This window comes from Niveispirillum fermenti (assembly GCF_052474395.1).
This window is the reverse complement of sequence record NZ_CP156681.1, coordinates 217,851-236,360: the sequence shown is the minus strand read 5'-3', so window position 1 is coordinate 236,360 and position 18,510 is coordinate 217,851. Positions and strand designations below refer to the sequence as shown.

The 18,510-nt window shown below is 67.2% G+C and carries 15 protein-coding genes and 1 riboswitch; of the genes, 11 read left to right on the top strand and 4 right to left on the bottom strand.

The annotated features are described in order from the left end of the window. Positions 1 to 3: 3 nt before the first annotated feature. Positions 4 to 1,092: an A/G-specific adenine glycosylase gene (gene mutY / locus ABC728_RS12525; RefSeq protein WP_416618091.1), complete on the bottom strand. Its 1,089-nt coding sequence runs from the start codon at positions 1,090 to 1,092 to the stop codon at positions 4 to 6. 28 nt (positions 1,093 to 1,120) lie between these two features. Between mutY and ABC728_RS12520 the strand changes: the two genes are divergently transcribed. Further along, positions 1,121 to 1,594 (top strand): DUF721 domain-containing protein, encoded by a 474-nt coding sequence (locus ABC728_RS12520; RefSeq protein WP_416618092.1) that lies wholly within the window; start codon positions 1,121 to 1,123, stop codon positions 1,592 to 1,594. A 40-nt stretch (positions 1,595 to 1,634) separates the two neighbouring features. On the opposite strand, the gene ABC728_RS12515 is transcribed toward ABC728_RS12520, so the two are convergent. Together ABC728_RS12515 and ispH are read right to left on the bottom strand one after the other, a co-directional pair. Beyond that, on the bottom strand, positions 1,635 to 2,804 hold the full coding sequence (locus ABC728_RS12515; RefSeq protein ID WP_416618093.1) for an aminotransferase: 1,170 nt from the start codon (positions 2,802 to 2,804) through the stop codon (positions 1,635 to 1,637). Between the two features lie 81 nt (positions 2,805 to 2,885). Continuing rightward, positions 2,886 to 3,860, bottom strand: a complete 975-nt coding sequence (gene ispH, locus ABC728_RS12510; RefSeq protein WP_445376557.1) for a 4-hydroxy-3-methylbut-2-enyl diphosphate reductase — start codon at positions 3,858 to 3,860, stop codon at positions 2,886 to 2,888. Between the two features lie 167 nt (positions 3,861 to 4,027). Here ispH and ABC728_RS12505 point away from each other — a divergent pair, with 167 nt between their 5' ends. The 6 genes from ABC728_RS12505 to ABC728_RS12480 all read left to right on the top strand — a co-directional run bounded on the left by ABC728_RS12505 (position 4,028) and on the right by ABC728_RS12480 (position 10,939). Continuing rightward, on the top strand, positions 4,028 to 4,582 hold the full coding sequence (locus tag ABC728_RS12505; protein ID WP_416618095.1) for a hypothetical protein: 555 nt from the start codon (positions 4,028 to 4,030) through the stop codon (positions 4,580 to 4,582). A 59-nt stretch (positions 4,583 to 4,641) separates the two neighbouring features. Further along, positions 4,642 to 4,742: riboswitch (glycine riboswitch) on the top strand. 171 nt (positions 4,743 to 4,913) lie between these two features. Then, entirely contained in the window at positions 4,914 to 6,032 is a 1,119-nt protein-coding gene (gene gcvT / locus ABC728_RS12500; RefSeq protein ID WP_416618096.1) for a glycine cleavage system aminomethyltransferase GcvT, read from the top strand. Between the two features lie 193 nt (positions 6,033 to 6,225). Next, complete coding sequence (gcvH, locus tag ABC728_RS12495) at positions 6,226 to 6,597, top strand: glycine cleavage system protein GcvH (protein ID WP_416618097.1); 372 nt, start codon at positions 6,226 to 6,228, stop codon at positions 6,595 to 6,597. Next, positions 6,597 to 7,943, top strand: a complete 1,347-nt coding sequence (gene gcvPA, locus ABC728_RS12490) for an aminomethyl-transferring glycine dehydrogenase subunit GcvPA (protein WP_416618098.1) — start codon at positions 6,597 to 6,599, stop codon at positions 7,941 to 7,943. Before gcvH ends, gcvPA begins: the two co-directional genes overlap by 1 nt. After that, positions 7,943 to 9,496 (top strand): aminomethyl-transferring glycine dehydrogenase subunit GcvPB, encoded by a 1,554-nt coding sequence (gcvPB, locus tag ABC728_RS12485; RefSeq protein ID WP_445376556.1) that lies wholly within the window; start codon positions 7,943 to 7,945, stop codon positions 9,494 to 9,496. The genes gcvPA and gcvPB overlap by 1 nt, the downstream gene beginning before the upstream one ends. A gap of 603 nt (positions 9,497 to 10,099) precedes the next feature. Continuing rightward, positions 10,100 to 10,939 carry a substrate-binding periplasmic protein gene (locus tag ABC728_RS12480; protein WP_416618100.1) on the top strand — a complete coding sequence of 280 codons (840 nt, stop codon included), beginning with the start codon at positions 10,100 to 10,102 and terminating at the stop codon, positions 10,937 to 10,939. A 30-nt stretch (positions 10,940 to 10,969) separates the two neighbouring features. Here the strand turns inward: ABC728_RS12480 and ABC728_RS12475 are convergent, their stop codons facing one another. Continuing rightward, positions 10,970 to 12,547 carry a peptide ABC transporter substrate-binding protein gene (locus ABC728_RS12475; RefSeq protein ID WP_416618101.1) on the bottom strand — a complete coding sequence of 526 codons (1,578 nt, stop codon included), beginning with the start codon at positions 12,545 to 12,547 and terminating at the stop codon, positions 10,970 to 10,972. A gap of 154 nt (positions 12,548 to 12,701) precedes the next feature. On the opposite strand from ABC728_RS12475, the gene ABC728_RS12470 reads away from it, so the two are divergent. From ABC728_RS12470 to smc, 4 genes are all read left to right on the top strand, one after another. Beyond that, the gene (locus tag ABC728_RS12470) at positions 12,702 to 13,439 is read left to right on the top strand and encodes a TerC family protein (RefSeq protein ID WP_416618102.1); all 738 of its coding nucleotides are present in this window, start codon (positions 12,702 to 12,704) and stop codon (positions 13,437 to 13,439) included. A gap of 166 nt (positions 13,440 to 13,605) precedes the next feature. Then, on the top strand, positions 13,606 to 13,995 hold the full coding sequence (locus ABC728_RS12465; protein ID WP_416618103.1) for a winged helix-turn-helix domain-containing protein: 390 nt from the start codon (positions 13,606 to 13,608) through the stop codon (positions 13,993 to 13,995). Between the two features lie 102 nt (positions 13,996 to 14,097). Further along, entirely contained in the window at positions 14,098 to 14,745 is a 648-nt protein-coding gene (locus tag ABC728_RS12460) for a thioredoxin domain-containing protein (protein WP_416618104.1), read from the top strand. A gap of 182 nt (positions 14,746 to 14,927) precedes the next feature. Continuing rightward, positions 14,928 to 18,452 carry a chromosome segregation protein SMC gene (gene smc / locus ABC728_RS12455; RefSeq protein WP_445376555.1) on the top strand — a complete coding sequence of 1,175 codons (3,525 nt, stop codon included), beginning with the start codon at positions 14,928 to 14,930 and terminating at the stop codon, positions 18,450 to 18,452. Positions 18,453 to 18,510: the final 58 nt, after the last annotated feature.

Below are 18,510 nucleotides of genomic sequence, written 5' to 3'. Positions count from 1 at the left end.
GGTTCAGGCCATGCGGGTCAGCGCATGGCGCAAGATCTTCATCATGACGGTGGGCAGGGCTTCGTCCGCCAGCGCGTCGGGCGCCACCCATATCAGCCCCGGACCCTTTTCCTCTGTGCCGGCCGTCCGGCCCGCCACCACGCCAATTTCGAACTCGAAATGGGTGAAAGTATGACGGACCAGCCCCGGCAGCGCCTGCCAGCCGATGCCGGGCAGGGGGACGTGGCCGGCGGCGGCCGGCAGGGAGGGAAGGGGCGCCGTTTCCCACGGGGTGGTCGGCACCTCCATCATGCCGCCCAGCAATCCTTTCTCCGGCCGGCGGCGCAGCGCGACATGGCCGCGACCGTCGGTCAGCACAAAGGCCAGCGCCCGGCGCACGGGCTTTGCGGCCTTGGCCGTCTTGGCGGGCAGTTCCTCTGCGATGCCCTGCCGGCGGGCCCGGCACGGGTCGGCCCAGGGGCACAGGATGCAGCGCGGCTTGCGCGGCACGCAGATGCTGGCCCCCAGGTCGAACAGCGCCTGGGTATAATCGCCGGGGCGGGTTTCGGGCACCAGGGCGGCGGCATGGGCCTTCAGCACGGGTTTTGATCCCGGCAGCGGGTCGCGCACGGCATGCAGGCGGGCCATCACCCGCTCGACATTTCCATCCATGGCCGTGGCCGGCTTGTCGAACGCGATAGCCAGGATCGCGGCGGCCGTGTAGGTGCCGATGCCGGGCAGGGACAGCAGCCCCTCCTCGCTGTCGGGAAAGTGTCCGCCATGCCGGTCGGCCACGGTCACGGCGCATTTATGCAGGTTGCGGGCGCGGGCATAGTAGCCCAGCCCGGCCCAGGCCCGCAGCACATCATCCAGTTCGGCCGCCGCCAGGTCGGCAATGCCGGGCCATCGCGCCAGGAACGCCTGGAAATAGGGGCCAACCGTGGCCACCGTCGTCTGCTGGAGCATGATCTCCGACAGCCAGACGCGGTAGGGATCGGCTTTTTCCCCCGGCGCGGCGCGCCAGGGCAGCACGCGGCGGTGCCGGTCGTACCAGTTCAGCAGAAGGCGCGGCAGGTCACCGGGCTGGTCAGTGCCGGGGCGATCTGCTTTCATGGGGCCAGCAAGGGAAGATCGTGCTGTCATGAATGAACCTGGTGGTTTCGGGCCGCAGCGGCTCGGGCGGACATTGAAGACCATCGCCGGCAAGGCGCTGGGCAAGGATGGGCTGGCCTTCGGTGCATTGCTGACCGACTGGCCCACCATCATGGGCTCACGGCTGGCCGAGCAGACGGGGCCGCTGAAGCTCGTCTTTCCGGCAGGCCGGCGGGAGAATGCCGTGCTGCATATCCGCGTGTCCAGCGCGGCGGCCCTTCTGGTCCAGCATGAGGAGCCGCAGATCCTGGAGCGCATCAACGCCTTCATGGGCTGGCGGGCCGTGGCGCGTCTGAAACTGGTGCATGCCGGGCCGGCATTGCCGCAGAAGAACTATGCGCTGCGGCCGCTGAAACGGCTGGACCCGGTGAAGGAGGCCGAACTGACGGCCGCCACGGCCCCCGTCGACGATCCCGAACTGCGCGCCGCGCTGGAACGGCTGGGCCGGGCGCTTTCCGGATAGGCATAACCAGAGGTGGCCACCTGCCGGCCCCGCTTTCATCCTATCCGGCCAGCGCGCCGCGCCCCCGGATCAGCCGGGCTATGGCCTCGTCCAGTATTTCGTCCCGCTTGCAGAAGCAGAAACGGGCCAGATGCGTGGGCGCGTCCGCCTCATAGAAGGCGCTGAACGGGATGGCGGCCACGCCGACCCGTTCGGTCAGCAGGCGGCAGAAATCCTGATCGGCCATGTCGATGCCGCTGGCTTGCAGGTCCACGGCCAGGAAATAGGTCCCGGCACAGGGCAGCACGGCCAGCCCCACCGCCGACAGCCCGGCCGACAGCCGGTCGCGCCGCGCCTGCATGTCGGAAGCCAGCCCGGTGAAATAGCCATCATCCTTGGAAAGCCCCAGCGCCACGGCATGCTGCAGGTTGGGCGCCGTCGTGAAGGTCAGGAACTGGTGCGCCTTCATGACGGGTGCCAGCAGGTGCGGCGGCGCCGTGAGATAGCCGACCTTCCACCCGGTCAGGGAGAAGGTCTTGCCGGCCGATCCGATGCGCAGCGTGCGCTCGCGCATGCCGGGCAGGGTCATTAACGGGATGTGCGGCCGCCCGTCGAATACCAGATGCTCATAGACCTCGTCGCACAGCGCGATGGCATCATGGGCGATGACGCGGCCGGCCAGCAATTCCAGCTCCGCGCGCGTCCAGACCTTGCCGGCCGGGTTCTGCGGGTTGTTGATCAGCACCAGCTTGGTGCGTTCCGAAAAGACGGCATCCAGGTCGGCCGCGGAGAAGGACCAGTCCGGCGCCTTCAGGCTGACGAAGCGCGGCACGGCCCCGGCCCGCCGGATGAGGGGGACATAGCTGTCATAGAGCGGCTGGAACAGCACCACCTCGTCCCCCGGCTCCAGCAGGCCGAACAGACAGGCCGCCAGCACCTCCGTGGCACCGCAGGCCACCATGGTTTCCGTCGCCCAGTCGATGTCCAGGCCATAGAATCGCCGGCCATGGGCCGCCACGGCCTGACGCAGGGCCGGCAGGCCCGGCATGGGCGGATACTGGTTCCAGCCGCTGGCAAGATAGTCGGCGGCGGCGGCCACGATGTCGGGCGGGCCGTTGCCATCCGGGAAGCCCTGACCCAGATTGACGGCCTTGTGCTGGTCGGCCAGCCGCGACATGACCTCGAATATGGTCGTGCCGTAGGAGGACAGGACGGAATTGCCTGATTTCATCGTGAACCCTGGCTGATCGTGCGGAACGGGGGAAGGCCGGGACCGGGCAATACCACCGGTCAAGATAACCAGCCGCTGGTGTTATTCCGCGGCCAGCACGCGCGGCAGCTTGAAGGTGACGTTCTCCGTTGCCGTCACGACTTCCTCCACCGTCACCGCGAATTGTTCGCCCAGGGCGGCCAGCACCTCGTCCACCAGCACTTCCGGGGCCGACGCGCCGGCCGTGATCCCCAGGGTCCGGATATTCTCCAGCCGGTCCCAGTCGATCTGGGCGGCCCGCTGCACCAGCATGGCACGGGTACAGCCATGGGCGCGCGCCACCTCCACCAGCCGGACGGAATTGGACGAGTTGGGGGCCCCCAGCACCAGCAGCGCATCGGCGCCGGTCGCGATGGCCTTCACGGCCGCCTGCCGGTTCGTGGTGGCGTAGCAGATATCCTCCCGCTTCGGGCCGGCGATGGTGGGAAAGCGGGTGCGCAGCGCCTCCACGATGGCGCCCGTGTCGTCGACCGACAGGGTGGTCTGCGTGGCGAAGGCCAGGTTGTCGGGATCATCGACCGACAGGGTGGCGACATCGGCCACCGTCTCCACCAGTTTCACGGCCCCATCGGGCAACTGGCCGATCGTGCCCACCACCTCCGGATGGCCGGCATGGCCGATCAGGATGACGGTGCGTCCCGTCTCGAAATGGCGCTCCGCCTCGCGGTGGACCTTGGAAACCAGGGGGCAGGTTGCATCCACGAAGATCATGTTGCGCCGCTGAGCCTCGGCCGGAACCGATTTGGGCACGCCATGGGCGGAAAACACCACGGGCCTGTCGTCCGGCACCTCGTCCAGTTCCTGCACGAACACGGCACCCTTGGCTTCCAGGCTTTCCACCACGAAGCGGTTATGCACGATCTCGTGCCGGACATAGACGGGGGCGCCGAATTTCCGCAGGGCCGTTTCCACGATCTGGATGGCGCGGTCCACCCCGGCACAGAATCCCCGGGGTGCCGCCAGCAGCACGTGCAGCGGCGGAAGCGGGGCGGCGGGGCGGGCAATGTTCTCGGACATGATGATGGGATGATCCCTGTCGAAGCGTGTCAGCGGTTGGGGCCATGCTTGCGCGGCCGGATGGCCCCCTATATTGTCGCAACCCGGCATATATAGGGTGCGGGCCATGCTGTTGACATGGTCGCCGCCCAATCTGGCCGCGGTGAACGGAAGTGAACGGACCCTTGATGACCAGCCCTTGCTCGATGAAGACCCGGCCCGACCATAAACCGGTTTCGCCGGTCAGGAAAGCCGCCCGCCGCTGGACCCTGGCCGCTTTGGCGGGGATGGGTGTCCTGACGCTGGGCGCCTGTTCGGACAATGAACACATGATCGCCGCCTGCCCCAATGTGGGCGTGCTGCGCGATGCCGGCACGGCCCGCAGCGAGGCCGGTGTGGCCATCCTGTCCGGCATCCTGGCCAATTGCGGCTATGACGACAATTCGGTCACCGTTGCCGCCAACCTGGTCATCACGGGCCGCGCGGCCGATGGGGGCACGGCCACCGCCATCCCGGTCACCTATTTCGTCGCCGTGACGGACCCGGACCGCAACATCCTGTCAAAGAAGACCTTCACGACGTCCGTGCCCCTGTCGGGCGGGGCCGGCACGGTGGAACAGAAGCTGACCCAGGTCATCCCCGCGCCCAAGACCATGGATGCGCGCTGGTTCGAGGTCCTGGTCGGCTTCCAGCTCACCCCGGAAGAGATCGCTGCCAACCGGGCGTCGAACGAGGGGCGGTGACCCTTCACTGGGGGTTGACAGGCGCGAAGGTAAGCGTAGGTTAGCGCCCGCATAGCCGATGACCCCATGCGGGAGAGACCGGCCCCTGGCAACGGGGTGTCCGGCGCCGAAGGAGCAACCGCCCCCGGAAACTCTCAGGCAAAAGGACCGCACAGGGTAGGCGCATCTGGAAAGCAGGCGGGTCCGGCAACGGGCCGACAGCCCACCGACGGAGTAAGCCGACGTGTGAACCGCGCGGCGAATCTCTCAGGGGCCAGGACAGAGGGGGGCGAACCGCCGCGGGGAGGCGCCCCGTGACGGCCGCACTCTGTCCTGATGGGAGTGTCCCGCCTTGGGTGACACCAGCCTGCTGCGCACACCGCTTCATGATCTTCACGTCGAACTGGGCGCCAGGATGGTGCCGTTCGCCGGTTATGACATGCCGGTCCAGTATCCGCTGGGCGTGCTGAAGGAGCATCTGCACACGAGAGCCCGCGCCGGTCTGTTCGATGTGTCGCACATGGGACAGGTCCGCCTGCGGGGGGGCGGCATCGACAGCGTGATCAAGGCGCTGGAAGCGCTGGTGCCGGGCGATATCGCGGCCTTGGCGCCGGGCCGCATCCGCTACACCATGTTCACCAATGATGAAGGCGGCATCCTGGATGACCTGATGGTCACCCGGTTCGAGGATCACCTCTATGTGGTGATCAATGCCGGCTGCAAGGCGGAGGATCTGGCCCACCTGAAGGCCAGCCTGCCCGCCGACGTGACCATCGACTATCTGGGCGACGATGCCGGCCTGCTGGCCCTGCAGGGGCCGGAGGCGGCGTCCATCCTGTCCCGCCTGCTGCCCGAAGCGGCGGCCATGGGCTTCATGAGCGCGCGCCAGGCTGTCATCGGCGGCATTCCCGTGCAGATCAGCCGCTCGGGCTATACCGGCGAGGACGGGTACGAGATCAGCGTGGCCGCGGCCGATGCCGAAGGGCTGGCCCGCCTGCTGCTCGCCCAGGACGGGGTGGAGGCGATCGGGCTGGGTGCGCGCGATTCGCTGCGCCTGGAAGCCGGCCTGTGCCTTTATGGTCATGACATCGACACCACCACCGATCCGGTGGAAGCCGCCCTGACCTGGACCATCTCCAAACGCCGGAAGGCAGAGGGCGGGTTTCCCGGTGCATCGGTGGTGCAGTCCCGACTGGCTGCCGGCCCCGCCCGCAAGCGCGTGGGCATCCAGCCGGAAGGCAAGGCGCCGGCCCGTGAGCATACCGAAATCCAGGACCTGTCCGGCAATCGTATCGGGGAGATCACCAGCGGCGGCTTCGGCCCCACGGCCGGCGGCCCTGTTGCCATGGGCTATGTCGATGCCGGCTTTGCCGCCGTCGGCACGGAGGTCCGGCTGATCGTCCGTGGCAAGGCTTTGCCCGCCAAGGTGGCCGCCATGCCGTTCGCACCGCACCGCTATTTCAAGGGCTGAGGGTCGCAAGACCCTCTTCCCCGCCGCACAGATGCTGCCATTGCTGTGAAAGTGCCTGGGCGCTGATTGACCATTCCTCATCACGCCGTCTTCCCCGCTTTCGTGGGGATGGCCGTGATGAGGGGCCAAGCGCAGACACAGCAATGGCAACCAACCGACCTTCCCATCCCCCAAGACCCGAGAGACCCGACCCATGACCATCCGTTTCACCAAGGACCATGAGTGGATCAGCCTGGACGGTGGTGTTGCCACCGTCGGCATCACCGACTATGCCCAGAACGCGCTGGGCGACGTGGTGTTCGTCGAGGTGCCGGACGCCGGCAAGGTCCTGACCCAGGGGGCGGAAGCCGCTGTGGTGGAATCGGTGAAGGCCGCCTCGGAGATCTATGCGCCCGTCGCTGGCACGGTCCTGGAGGGCAATGCCGCCCTGGCCGATGAGCCGGCCCTGGCCAACACCGACCCGCAGGGTGACGGCTGGTTCTTCAAGATGACCATTGCCGATCAGGCGCAGTTCGACGCCCTGATGGACCAGGACGCCTATAACGACTTCATTCAGGGGCTGTGATGCGTTACCTGCCGCTGACGGATGCCGACCGTGCCGCCATGCTGTCCACCATCGGGGTGGACAGCGTGGATGCCCTGTTCCGTGACGTGCCCGACCATGCAAGGCTGCCGGGCAAGATCGCGGGCCTGCCCGACCATAAGGGCGAACTGGAGGTGGAACGCCACCTGTCGCGCCTGGCCGCCAGGAACGTCGCGGCCTCGACCGTGCCGTTCTTCGTGGGGGCGGGGGCCTACAAGCACCATGTGCCCGCCTCGGTCGATCAGATCCTGCTGCGTGGCGAGTTCCTGACCAGTTACACGCCGTACCAGCCGGAAGTCACCCAGGGCACGCTGCAATATCTGTTCGAGTTCCAGACCCAGGTGGCGGTGTTGACCGGCATGGATGTGGCCAACGCCTCCATGTATGACGGGGCGACGGGCACGGCGGAGGCCGTCCTGATGGCCGCCCGCGTCAACAAGCGCAACAAGGTCATCCTGTCCGGCGGCCTGCACCCGCATTACCGCGAAGTGGTGGAAACCACCTGTGGCGTGATGGGTATGGATATCCGCGCCCAGGCGCCGGACTGGAAGAATGCCGAGGAGCTGTCGGCCCTGCTGGACGCGGAGACCTCGGCCGTCGTCGTGCAGACCCCGTCCCTGTTCGGCCATCTGCGCGACTTCACGGCACTGTGCGAGGCGGCGCACGCCAAGGGCGTGATGGTCATCGTGGTGGTGACGGAGGTGGTGTCGCTGGGCCTGTTGCCGTCGCCCGGTTCCATGGGGGCCGATATCGTGGTCTGCGAGGGGCAGAGCATCGGCAATGGCCTGAATTTCGGCGGTCCTTACGTGGGCCTGTTCGCCACGCGCGACAAATTCGTGCGCCAGATGCCGGGCCGCCTGTGCGGCCAGACGGTGGATGCCGATGGCAAGCGTGGTTTCGTGCTGACCCTCTCGACGCGCGAGCAGCATATTCGCCGCGAGAAGGCGACGTCGAACATCTGCACCAATTCCGGCCTGTGTGCGCTTGCCTTCACCATCCACCTGTCGCTGCTGGGCGAGCAGGGGCTGGTGCAACTGGCCCGCATCAACCACGCCAATGCTGTGATGCTGGCCGACAAGCTGTCGGCGGTGAAGGGGGTCAGCGTCGTCAATGACGGGTTCTTCAACGAATTCACGGTAAAGCTGCCCCGGAAGGCGGCGAAGGTCGTCTCCAAGCTGGCGGCCAGGAACATCCTGGCCGGCGTGCCGGTCAGCCGCCTGCACCCGGATGTGGAAGGGCTGGACGATCTGCTGCTGGTCGCGGTCACCGAGATCAGCAGTGTGGAAGACATGGACGCGCTGGCGCGCGGCCTGGAGGAGGTTCTCTGATGGCCATGAACAGCCAGGGTCGCGACAGCACCCCCCATGCCGTGTCGATCACGGACGAAATCGTCACCTTCACCGGCAACAAGGCGCTGCAGCAGGAAGAGGCGCTGATCTTCGAACTGGACAATCCGGGCGCCATCGGCGTGGACTTGGACGAACCGGTGACCGCCGCCACCCGCCTGGGGGGCCTCAGCCCGCGTGCCGGTGTCGGCCTGCCGTCGCTGGCCGAGCCCGATGTGGTGCGCCATTACACGCGCCTGTCCCAGAAGAACTTCGCCATCGACACGACCCTCTATCCGCTGGGGTCCTGCACGATGAAACACAATCCGCGTCTGAACGAGAAGGTGGCCCGCCTGCCGGGCTTCAGCGATATCCACCCGATGCAGCCGGTGGAAACGGTTCAGGGTGCGCTGGAACTGATCGATCAACTGGCGCACTGGCTTAAGACGCTGACCGGTATGCCCGCCGTCGCCATGTCACCGGGCGCCGGCGCGCATGGGGAGCTGTGCGGCCTGATGGCCATCCATGCGGCGTTGGAAGCACGGGGCGAAAGCCGTCGCCGCCGCGTGCTGGTTCCCGAATTGGCCCATGGCACCAACCCGGCCACGGCCGCCTTCTGCGGTTTCACCGTCGACACGATCCCGACGGAGGATAATGGCCGTGTCAGCGTGGAGGCCGTGAAGGCCAAGCTGGGCGACGATGTCGCCTGCATCATGCTGACCAACCCCAATACCTGCGGCCTGTTCGAACCGCAGATCAGGGAAATCGCCGACGCGGTGCATGCGGCCGGCGGCTATTTCTATTGCGATGGTGCGAATTACAACGCCATTGTCGGCCGGGTCCGCCCCGCCGACCTGGGCGTCGATGCCATGCACATCAACCTGCACAAGACCTTCTCCACCCCGCATGGCGGCGGCGGTCCGGGTTCCGGCCCGGTGGTGCTGTCCGACGCCCTGGCCCCCTTCGCGCCGCTGCCCTTCGTGGTGCATGGCAAGGACGGGTTCACCCTGGTCGAACATGCCAGGGATGCCGGCGAGGCCCGGCCCTTCGGCCGGCTGAAGGGCTTCCATGGCCAGATGGGCATGTTCGTGCGGGCGCTGGCCTACATGCTGTCGCACGGGGCGGACGGGCTGCGACAGGTGTCTTCCGACGCCGTACTCAATGCCAATTACGTGCTGGCCAGCCTGAAGGATGTGATGTCGGCCTCGTTCGAGGGGCCGTGCATGCACGAGGCCCTGTTCGACGACCGCTTCCTGAAGGGTACGGGCGTCACCCCACTGGATTTCGCCAAGGCGATGATCGACGAGGGTTATCATCCCATGACGATGTATTTCCCGCTGGTCGTACACGGCGCCCTGCTGATCGAGCCGACGGAAACGGAAAGCAAGCGCACGCTGGACCTGTTCATCGGGACCATGCGTCATCTGGCGGCGAAGGCCAGGGCGGGTGACCAAACCCATTTCCAGGCCTCCCCCCGGCTGACCCCGCGCAAGCGGCTGGACGAAACGCAGGCGGCCCGCAAGCCTGTACTGCGGTGGACCAGGCCCGCCGCCTGACAGCGGCAGGTCAGGGGGCCTGATAGGGATGGGGTCATTGTCCCGGGGTGAACGGAACGGATTGCGGGCCTTCCGTCACCCCGTCATCCAGGGACAATCCCTGTGTCGTTTATCGGCCATGCCAGTTCCCGGTGATCAGAACCTGTTGGTTCTGATCACCGCTCCCTATCGCCGGCGCCAGCATCCGCTGGGTTGGCGACGCTGCACAAGCGCTGCTGTGGCAGTCGCCGCCGGACCAGCTTGCGGCCAGTTCTGACAGGCATACTATTTTACGGTGACCAGAACCTATAGGTTCTGGTCACCGCCCTCAATCGCCGGCGCCAACATTCCTTGGCTTGGCTACGCCGCACGAGCGGCGCGGCGGCGGTCGCCGCCGGACCAAGTTGCGATGAGTTCTACTCATCGCAACTTGGTATCAGACAGTCTCCACAATAGTGGCCGAGGCCAGTTGCGGCCGTCCTTCTCTTTGTCCAGAGAGAAATTGAATAAAATTATCGAAAAACATTGTTAAAGCCGGATACAGGACGGGGTTTCCACGGATTTTCTTATAGACTTCAAAGTCCGGGCGTGATTTGTGCCGGAGCATGTGTATATTACCGTCCCATGCTGAAGTCCTTGGCCGATCTCCGGTGCATCCTCATCCCCCAATGCTTCGCCCTGGCATTCGTCATCGGTGCTGATGGGGTTCGCGCCCATGAACTGAACGCGACCGAACTGGCACGGCCCGTTGTCATCGCGTCAGACCCTTGGTGCCCCTATGCCTGTGATCCGGACGCCGATGGGCGCGAGGGTTACATGGTTGATATCGCAAGGGAAATATTCGAGGCGTCGGGCCTGCGGGTTGAGTATCGCGTCGTCAATTTCGCCGTGATGCGGCGCATGGCCAGCGATGGCAGCGCCACGGCGTTACCCGGCGTGGCTTCCGACATGGATGGTGCCATCCGGTTGCCGGAACTGGCGCAAGGCAATTCAGCCAATGCCGTGGCCGTGACCCGCGGCCGTGGCTTCATCTTCAACGATCCCGAAGATTTCGTTCCTTTCCGCCTGGGCGTGATCAAGGATTATGATTATGGCGGCGCGTTGCAGGCGTATGTTAACAGGAATCAGGACAATCCGGACCGGATCACGGTGCTGAGTGGCTTTGGCTATTCGCACCTGGTGCAGGGGCTGCGCATGTTGACGGCCGGGCGCATGGACATGCTGCTGGACGACTATAACGTGTTGCGCTGGCAGGTCCGCCGCCTGGGCCTGGACCATAAGGTCGAGACCGTGCCGTTGCGCGACGATGCCGACCTGTTCGTCGGGTTTTCAGCCAGCGATCCGCGTGCGCCCGTCCTGGCCCGGATGATGGCCGACGGGACACGCCGGCTGCGGGAGAGCGGCCGGCTGGCCGCCATCATGCGCCAATACGGGCTGGAGGAGCAGGCCGACGTCGTGAATTGACGCCGCCCCCCCTCCGGTCTCACGCCGGTCTCAGCGCTTCACATCCAGCCAGCGCGTCGGCAACTGGTCCAGCGGCACCGGCCGCCAGCCCTGGACCTTGGGCGATACCATCCGGCGGCGGTTGTTGTGGTAGAGCGGGACGATGGGGAAGTCGGCCTGGTACATGCGTTCGGCCTCTGCCAGCATCGTCATGCGCTCTGCCGGGTCCAGGCTGGCATTGGCCTTGTCCAGCAGCGCGTCATAGGCCGGATTGCGATAATCGGACAGGTTCTGCTGGGCCACGTCACCGCGCAGCAGTTTCAGGAAATTGATCGGATCGGGAAAATCACCGATCCAGCCATATGAAATGACGTCCTTGTAGCTCTTCTGGTTGCCGATGCTGGCGACGACGCGGAATTCCTGGTTGTTCAGGTTGGTCTGCACCCCCAGCTTCTGCCGCCACATGGCGGCCACGGCCACCATGACCCGCCGTGAATTCTCCGAGGTGGAATGCAGAACCTCCACCGTCGGCAGCGTATTGCCGCCGGGGCCATAGCCCGCTTCTGCCAGCAGCTTCTTCGCCATCTCGTCACGCTGCGCCTGGGTCAGGGCCGCCCAGTCCGGGCGCGGCGGTTCGTACCCGCCGACATTGCCCGGCGGGGTGAAGCTGTAGGCGGGCAGCATGTCGCCGTTCAGCACCTTTTCCGTCAGCACCTCCCGATCAATGGCCAGGGTCAGCGCGGCCCGCAGCTTGGGGTTGGACTTCCAGGGCTCGTGCCGCAGGTTGAAGGCCAGATAGAAGGTGGAATAGGTGGGGGTCGGCACATAGGCATCGGCCGCCTGCCGCCGCGCCCATTCCGCCTGGGTGACGGGCAGGGTATAGGTGATGTCCAGCTCACCGGCCCGGAACCGCTTCAGCTCCGTTTCCAGGTTCTCCGTGACATTGTGATAGACCGTGTCGATCTTCACGGCCGCATTGTCGTAATAGTAGGGGTTGCGGGTCAGCTTGTAGTGGGTCTGGGGTATCATCTCCACCAACTGATAGGCCCCGTTGCTGATGGGCTGGCCGTCCTTGCGGTCCAGCCGGATGGGGGACATGGACTGATGTGAAAGCTGGCCCAGGAAATAGGCGGCCGGTTCCTTCAGCACCACCTTCAGCGTGCGGTCGTCCACCGCTTCCACGCCCAGTTTTTCCGGCGGCAGCTTGCCCGACGACACTTCGGCCCCGTTCTGGATGACCCAGACGAAATAGCCATAGGGCGACGCCGTGGCCGGTGCCGCCAGATGCCGCCAGGCCGTGACGAAATCGCCGGCCACCACGGGCTTGCCGTCGGACCATTTGCCATCGGCGCGCAGATGGAAGGTGTAGGTGCGGCCATCGGCCGATATGTCCCATTTCTCCGCCGCACCCGGGCGTGGTGTCCCGTCCGCGCCGGGCGTCAGCAGCCCTTCATACAGGTCATAGATGACGATGGACGACGGGTGCAGTTCGGCCTTGCCGGGGTCCACCGTATCCGGGGCGGCCCCGATGCCCCGGCGCAGCACGGTTTCAGCGGCGGCGGGCAGGGCGCTGGCCAGCGGCGCGGCCGCGAGGGCGGCCAGCAGGAGCGAGCGGGCGATGAGACGCATGGGCGGTTCCTGATCGGTATGGATTTGCCTGTCACGCTATTCCCGATGGCCACCCACCGCAAGCTTGCACGCGCGGGCTCCTTGCAGGCTGGAACGTCTCTTCCTTATGCTTGTTCACTTTTCGCTAACCAACCCTTATCGGCAGGTGGAACGAATGTTCGACTGGTTGTCCGACCCCAATGCCTGGGCCAGCCTGGCGACCCTGACGGCGCTGGAGATCGTGCTGGGCATCGATAACATCATCTTCATCTCGATCATGGCCAACCGCCTGCCGGAGGCGCAGCGCGCCAGGGCGCGGCAGATCGGGCTGGGCCTGGCCCTGGTCATGCGCCTGGGGCTTCTGGTCTCCATCGCCTGGATCATGTCGCTGACCCGGCCGCTGTTCACGCTGTTCGAGATGGATTTCTCCGCCCGCGACCTGATCCTGCTGGGGGGTGGGCTGTTCCTTCTCTACAAGGGTACACAGGAGATACATCACACGATGGAAGGCGGGCAGGAGGACGGGGGCAAGCCCCTCGTCGTGGCCACCTTCGGCGGTGTCATCGCCCAGATCCTGGTGCTGGACATCGTCTTCTCGCTGGACAGCGTGATCACCGCGGTCGGCATGGCCAACCATCTGCCCGTCATGGTGACGGCCGTGGTCATCGCGGTTGCCGTCATGCTGTTCGCGGCCGGCCCCACATCCCGTTTCGTGCAGGACCACCCGACGGTGAAGATGCTGGCGCTGGCCTTCCTGATCCTGGTCGGAGTGGCACTGATCGCCGACGGACTGCATTTCCACATTCCCAAGGGCTATCTATACTTCGCCATCGCCTTCTCGATCGGTGTGGAGAGTTTGAACCTAGCCGCCGCCAAGCGGCGCCGGCGCAAGGCGGAAGCGGCGGGGCACTGACGCGGCAGCGTCGGGGGGTAACTGACGCGGCAGCGTCGGGGGCAAGTGACGTGGAGGCTGCTGCGGCTTGACGCCGGGGGCCTTTCCCGCCCAATTGACAGGGTTCTTCCCGCGCCCGCCGGGGAAGGAGACTTTCACGCCCCGCCCCTGCCACGGATGCCCACCGATGACCCGCCTCACCCTGCGCCTGGATTTTACCAATGGGGCCAAGCTCGGCCCCGGAAAGATCAGGCTGCTGGAAGCCATCGAGGCTACGGGTTCCATTGCCGCGGCCGGGCGGTCGCTGGGCATGTCCTATCGGCGGGCCTGGCTGCTGGTGGACGAGGTGAACCGCGCCTTCGCCGGGCCGGCCGTTGCGGGACAGACGGGCGGCAGCGGCGGCGGCGGTACGGCCCTGACCGACTGGGGCCGGGAACTGGTCGTTCTCTATCGTCAGGTCGAGGCCGAAAGCCGCATGGCCAACACCACCGCCCTGGCCCGTCTGGAAAGCCGGCTGGGAGTGGGGGAGGCGGGGGCGGCGGCCAAGGACGCCGGAAAGCCGCCCCGGGGCCGTTGAGCGCCGACTGCGCGCGGTCGCCCAACCGCCTTGCCGCCGCCATGATCATCCCCCTATAGTCGCATCCGAGCCGATCCATCCTTTTGCCTGGAGACAAGCCCCGTGAGCGGTTCCGTCGTTTCCGCCTTCTCGCGCCGCCACCTGCTGGCCAGCGGTGCCGCCCTGTCACTGGCGCCTGCCCTGCCGGCCTTCGCCCAGGATGGCGCCATCGACCTGAAGGCCGCCATGGCCGAAATCTCCTATGGCGATCCGAAGGCCAAGGTGACCGTGGTCGAATATGCCTCCCTGGCCTGTTCGCACTGCGCCCATTTCGAGACGGAGATGTTTCCGACCTTCAAGAAGGAATTCATCGACACGGGCGAGGTCAGGCTGATCTTCCGCGACTTTCCGCTGAACGGGCCGGGCCTGCGCGCGCACATGCTGATGCGCTGTGCCGGCGGGGCGAAGACCCAGGCGCTGAAGACCGTCATCTTCAAGAACCAGGGGAGCTGGCTGAACCAGAACTTCCTGGTCAATCTGGCCAATATCGGCAAGCTGGCCGGCGTCAGCCAGGCACAGTTCGACGCCTGCATGGCGTCCAAGCCGCTGGAGGATTTCCTGATCAAGGGCCAGTATGCCGCCAGCCAGGAAAAGCAGATCAACTCCACCCCCACCTTCATCGTGAATGACGAATATGTCATCGCCGGTGCCTATCTGGACCAGTTGACCGAGGCCGTCATCAAGGCCGGCGCCAAGCGCAAATCGTCCTAAAAGCGGGATGCCGGCGCTGGCGGCCGGCTGAACGCGGAATGCCGGCGCGGACCGCCGGATCATCACGGACGGGGGTGCGGCGGGTGACGCCGTGCCCCCGTTATTGTTTTCGCGCCGGAGTGCGCCGCCGGCTGACGGTCGGGCCGGCGCCGTCCCCTTCCCCGACACGGATGTAAGCCCCCGTGCAGTTCAACAAGCTCCGCCTGTCCGGCTTCAAATCCTTTGTCGATCAGACCGAGTTGCTGATCGAGCCCGGCATGACGGGTGTCGTCGGCCCCAATGGCTGTGGCAAGTCCAACCTGCTGGAGGCGCTGCGCTGGGCCATGGGTGAGACATCGGCCAAGCGCATGCGCGGCGAGGACATGGACGATGTCATCTTCGGCGGCACGGCCACGCGGCCGGCGCGCAATATCTGCGAGGTGACGATGGTGCTGGCCAATGATGCCCGCACCGCCCCACCCCCCTTCACCGATGCGGAAGAGCTGGAGATCACCCGGCGGCTGGAACGTGGCTCCGGGTCCGATTACCGCATCAATGGCAAGCTGGTGCGTGCCCGCGATGTGCAGATCCTGTTCGCCGACCATTCCTCCGGCGCCAACAGCCCGTCCATGGTCAGCCAGGGCCGCGTCGGCGCGCTGATCAATGCCCGGCCGTCCGACCGGCGGCAATTGCTGGAAGAAGCGGCCGGCATCAGCGGCCTGCATGCAAGGCGGCACGAGGCCGAACTGCGCCTGCGTGCCGCGGACACGAACCTGACCCGGCTGGAGGACGTGCTGGGCGCCCTGGACGGGCAGTTGCAGGGACTGCGGCGTCAGGCCCGGCAGGCGCAGCGCTATCGTCAGGTGCAGGACCATATCCGCCGGGCCGAGGCCCTGTTGCTGTACCAGCGCTGGCACGAGGCCAACCGGTTCCTGGACCGGGCGCACGCCGCCCATGCCGCCGCCGATACCGCCGTGCGCGACCAGATGCTGGCGGTCACGGCGGCATCGACGCTGCGCGAACAGGCGGCAGAGGCGCTGCCGCCGCGCCGGCAGGAGGATGCGGCGGCGGCGGCGGCGCTGCAGCGCCTTGTTCTGGCGCGCGAGCAACTGGATGCCGAGGAGGCGCGGGTCGCGTCGGCGCATGCCGCCACGCAGCGGCGGCTGGCGCAACTGGCCACCGATCTGGCCCGTGAACGGTCGCTGGCCGCCGATGCCGACAGTGCCGCCGCCCGTCTGGCGGCGGAACGGACCGCCCTGCTGGAAGCCCAGGCCGACGAGGTCATGGAACTGGAAGCGGCGGAGGAGGCCGCGCAGGTGGTGCTGGACGCGGTGGATCTGGCTGAACGCGACCTGTCCCGCGCGCTGGAGGTGGCCGCCGCACAGGACGCGGCCCGCAACGGTGCCGCCGGCCGGCTGCGCGACGCCCAAGCACGGCTGGCCACGCTGGAAAGGCGGCTGGCCGAACAGGCGGCGCAACTGGCCACCCTGGATGCCCGCATCGACGATGGCATGGACCTGGAACAGGCGGCCGAGACCTGTTTGCTGGCGGAGGAGCGGCTGGAGCTTGCCCGTGACACGGCCGAAACGGCAGAGGCCGTCCGGCAGCAGGCCGACGCGGCGCTTGAGCGGGCGCGCGCCGAAGGTCAGGCCGCCATCGCCGCCGGTCGCGCCGCCCTGTCGCAGGCCGAGGCACGCGACACCCAGTTGCGGGCGGAACGCGACGGGCTGCGTGCCCTGCTGCACCTGGAGGAGGAGGATCTCTTTCCGCCGCTGATCGATGCGATCACGGTGGCTGCCGGCTATGAGCAGGCGCTGGCGGCGTCGCTGGGGGAGGATCTGACGGCCCCGCTGGACGAGGCTGCCGCCCGCCACTGGCGCGCGTTGCCGCCCCTGGCAGACAGCCGTGCCCTGCCGGCCGGGGTGGAGCCGCTGGCGGCCCATGTCAAGGCGCCTGCCGAACTGGCCCGCTGCCTGTCCCATATCGGGCTGGTATCCGACACGGCCCTGGCGCAGCATCTGGCCCCGACGCTGGCGCCGGGCCAGATGCTGGTCAGCCGGGATGGCGGGTTGTGGCGCTGGGACGGGCTGACCGTCACGCCGGGGGCCCCGACGGCGGCAGCCATCCGTCTGACACAGCGCAACCGTCTGGCCGCGATCGAAGCCGACCAGCAAAGGGCTACGGCCGAACTGGCCGGGACCCGCAAGGCTTATGCCGAAGCCGTGGCTGCGGCGGATGCGGCAATCGCCGTAGCGCGACGGGGGCAGGAAGAAGCGGCCGCCCGCGACCGGCAGGCCCGCGACGCCGTGCGCCATGCCTTCACCGGCCTGGACCAGGCCCGCGCCGCCCAATCCCGGCTGGCCGCGGAAGCCGCTGCCGCCCGGTCCCGGCGTGATGCCCTGGCCCAGGCGCTGGACGCGCTGGACGGCGACCGGGCCATGGCGGCCGGCGACGTGGCCGCGGCGCAGGCCGAGCTGGACGGCTCACCCGACCCCACCCTGTCGCGGCTGGCCGTGGCCGATGCGCGCGGCCTTCTGGCCGAACAGCGCGGACACCTTTCCGGCGCGCAGGCCGGTGTGGAGCGTGTGAAGCGCGAGGCCGAACAGCGCCGCCGCCGGCTGGCCACGCTGGAGGCCGAGCAGGCATCCTGGCGGATGCGGGTGGAAGGCGCCGCGGCCCGGCTGGCCGAATTGACCGAACGGGCCGAGGAAGGGCGCGGCGAATTGGAACGGCTTGCCGAACGGCCCGTGGAGATCGAGGCGGAGCGTGATGCGCTGCGTGACCGCATCACGGCCGCCGAGCGTCAGCGCCGCCGGACCGGCGACGCGCTGGCCGAGGCGGAAACAGCCCTGTCGGCGGCCGACCAGTCCGTGCGCCGTGCCGAAACCGGTCTGGCTGATGCGCGCGAGGCGCGCGCCCATGCCGAAGCGGCCGTCGCCCAGTCGTTGTCCGCCCTGGCGGCGCTGGTGGAACGGGTGCGGGAGAAGCTGGACTGTGAACCGGGCGACGTGCTGGCCACGGCTGGCGTGGAACCCGACGAGGAGATGCCGCCGCCATCCCAACTGGAACAGCGGCTGGCCCGGCTGATGGAGGATCGTGAGCGTATCGGCCCCGTCAATCTGCGGGCCGAGGTCGAACTGGCGGATATGGAAGGGGAGGTGGCCCGGCTGACGGCGGAACGCGACGATCTTGTCGCAGCCATCGCCCGGCTGCGCCAGGGGATCGGCGCCATCAACCGCGAGGCGCGGGAAAAGCTGCTGGCCAGCTTCGAACTGGTGGACGGCCATTTCCAGCGGCTTTTCACGCGCCTGTTCGGCGGTGGCATGGCATATCTGAAGCTGACCGAATTGGAGGACCCGCTGGATGCGGGGCTGGAAATCTATGCCAGCCCGCCGGGCAAGAAACTGCAGGTCCTGTCCCTGCTTTCAGGGGGCGAACAGGCGCTGACGGCCCTGTCGCTGCTGTTCGCGGTGTTCTTGTGCAACCCGGCGCCGGTCTGCGTGCTGGACGAGGTGGATGCACCGCTGGACGAGGCCAATGTCGGCCGGTTCTGCGACATGGTGGAGGAGATGGCGGCCAGCGGCGCCACCCGCTTCCTGATCGTCACCCATCACCGGCTGACCATGGCCCGCATGCACCGGCTGTTCGGCGTGACCATGATGGAACGCGGTGTCAGCCAGCTCGTATCGGTCGATCTGGCGCGGGCCGCCGAAATGGTCGACGCCTGAGGCTGAGAGCGCCTCCCTGCCCAGATGTCCCATGTCCCACGGTCCCAGTCCCATCCGG

Excerpts from the sequence above, each read along its gene's own strand:
- gcvH (WP_416618097.1), top strand. The coding sequence starts at position 6,226 with ATGACCATCCGTTTCACCAAGGACCATGAGTGGATCAGCCTGGACGGT.
- gcvPB (WP_445376556.1), top strand. The coding sequence starts at position 7,943 with ATGGCCATGAACAGCCAGGGTCGCGACAGCACCCCCCATGCCGTGTCG.
- ABC728_RS12505 (WP_416618095.1), top strand. The coding sequence starts at position 4,028 with ATGACCAGCCCTTGCTCGATGAAGACCCGGCCCGACCATAAACCGGTT.
- mutY (WP_416618091.1), bottom strand. The coding sequence starts at position 1,092 with ATGAAAGCAGATCGCCCCGGCACTGACCAGCCCGGTGACCTGCCGCGC.
- ABC728_RS12465 (WP_416618103.1), top strand. The coding sequence starts at position 13,606 with ATGACCCGCCTCACCCTGCGCCTGGATTTTACCAATGGGGCCAAGCTC.
- ABC728_RS12520 (WP_416618092.1), top strand. The coding sequence starts at position 1,121 with ATGAATGAACCTGGTGGTTTCGGGCCGCAGCGGCTCGGGCGGACATTG.
- ispH (WP_445376557.1), bottom strand. The coding sequence starts at position 3,860 with ATGTCCGAGAACATTGCCCGCCCCGCCGCCCCGCTTCCGCCGCTGCAC.
- ABC728_RS12470 (WP_416618102.1), top strand. The coding sequence starts at position 12,702 with ATGTTCGACTGGTTGTCCGACCCCAATGCCTGGGCCAGCCTGGCGACC.
- ABC728_RS12480 (WP_416618100.1), top strand. The coding sequence starts at position 10,100 with ATGCTGAAGTCCTTGGCCGATCTCCGGTGCATCCTCATCCCCCAATGC.
- ABC728_RS12515 (WP_416618093.1), bottom strand. The coding sequence starts at position 2,804 with ATGAAATCAGGCAATTCCGTCCTGTCCTCCTACGGCACGACCATATTC.
- gcvPA (WP_416618098.1), top strand. The coding sequence starts at position 6,597 with ATGCGTTACCTGCCGCTGACGGATGCCGACCGTGCCGCCATGCTGTCC.
- ABC728_RS12475 (WP_416618101.1), bottom strand. The coding sequence starts at position 12,547 with ATGCGTCTCATCGCCCGCTCGCTCCTGCTGGCCGCCCTCGCGGCCGCG.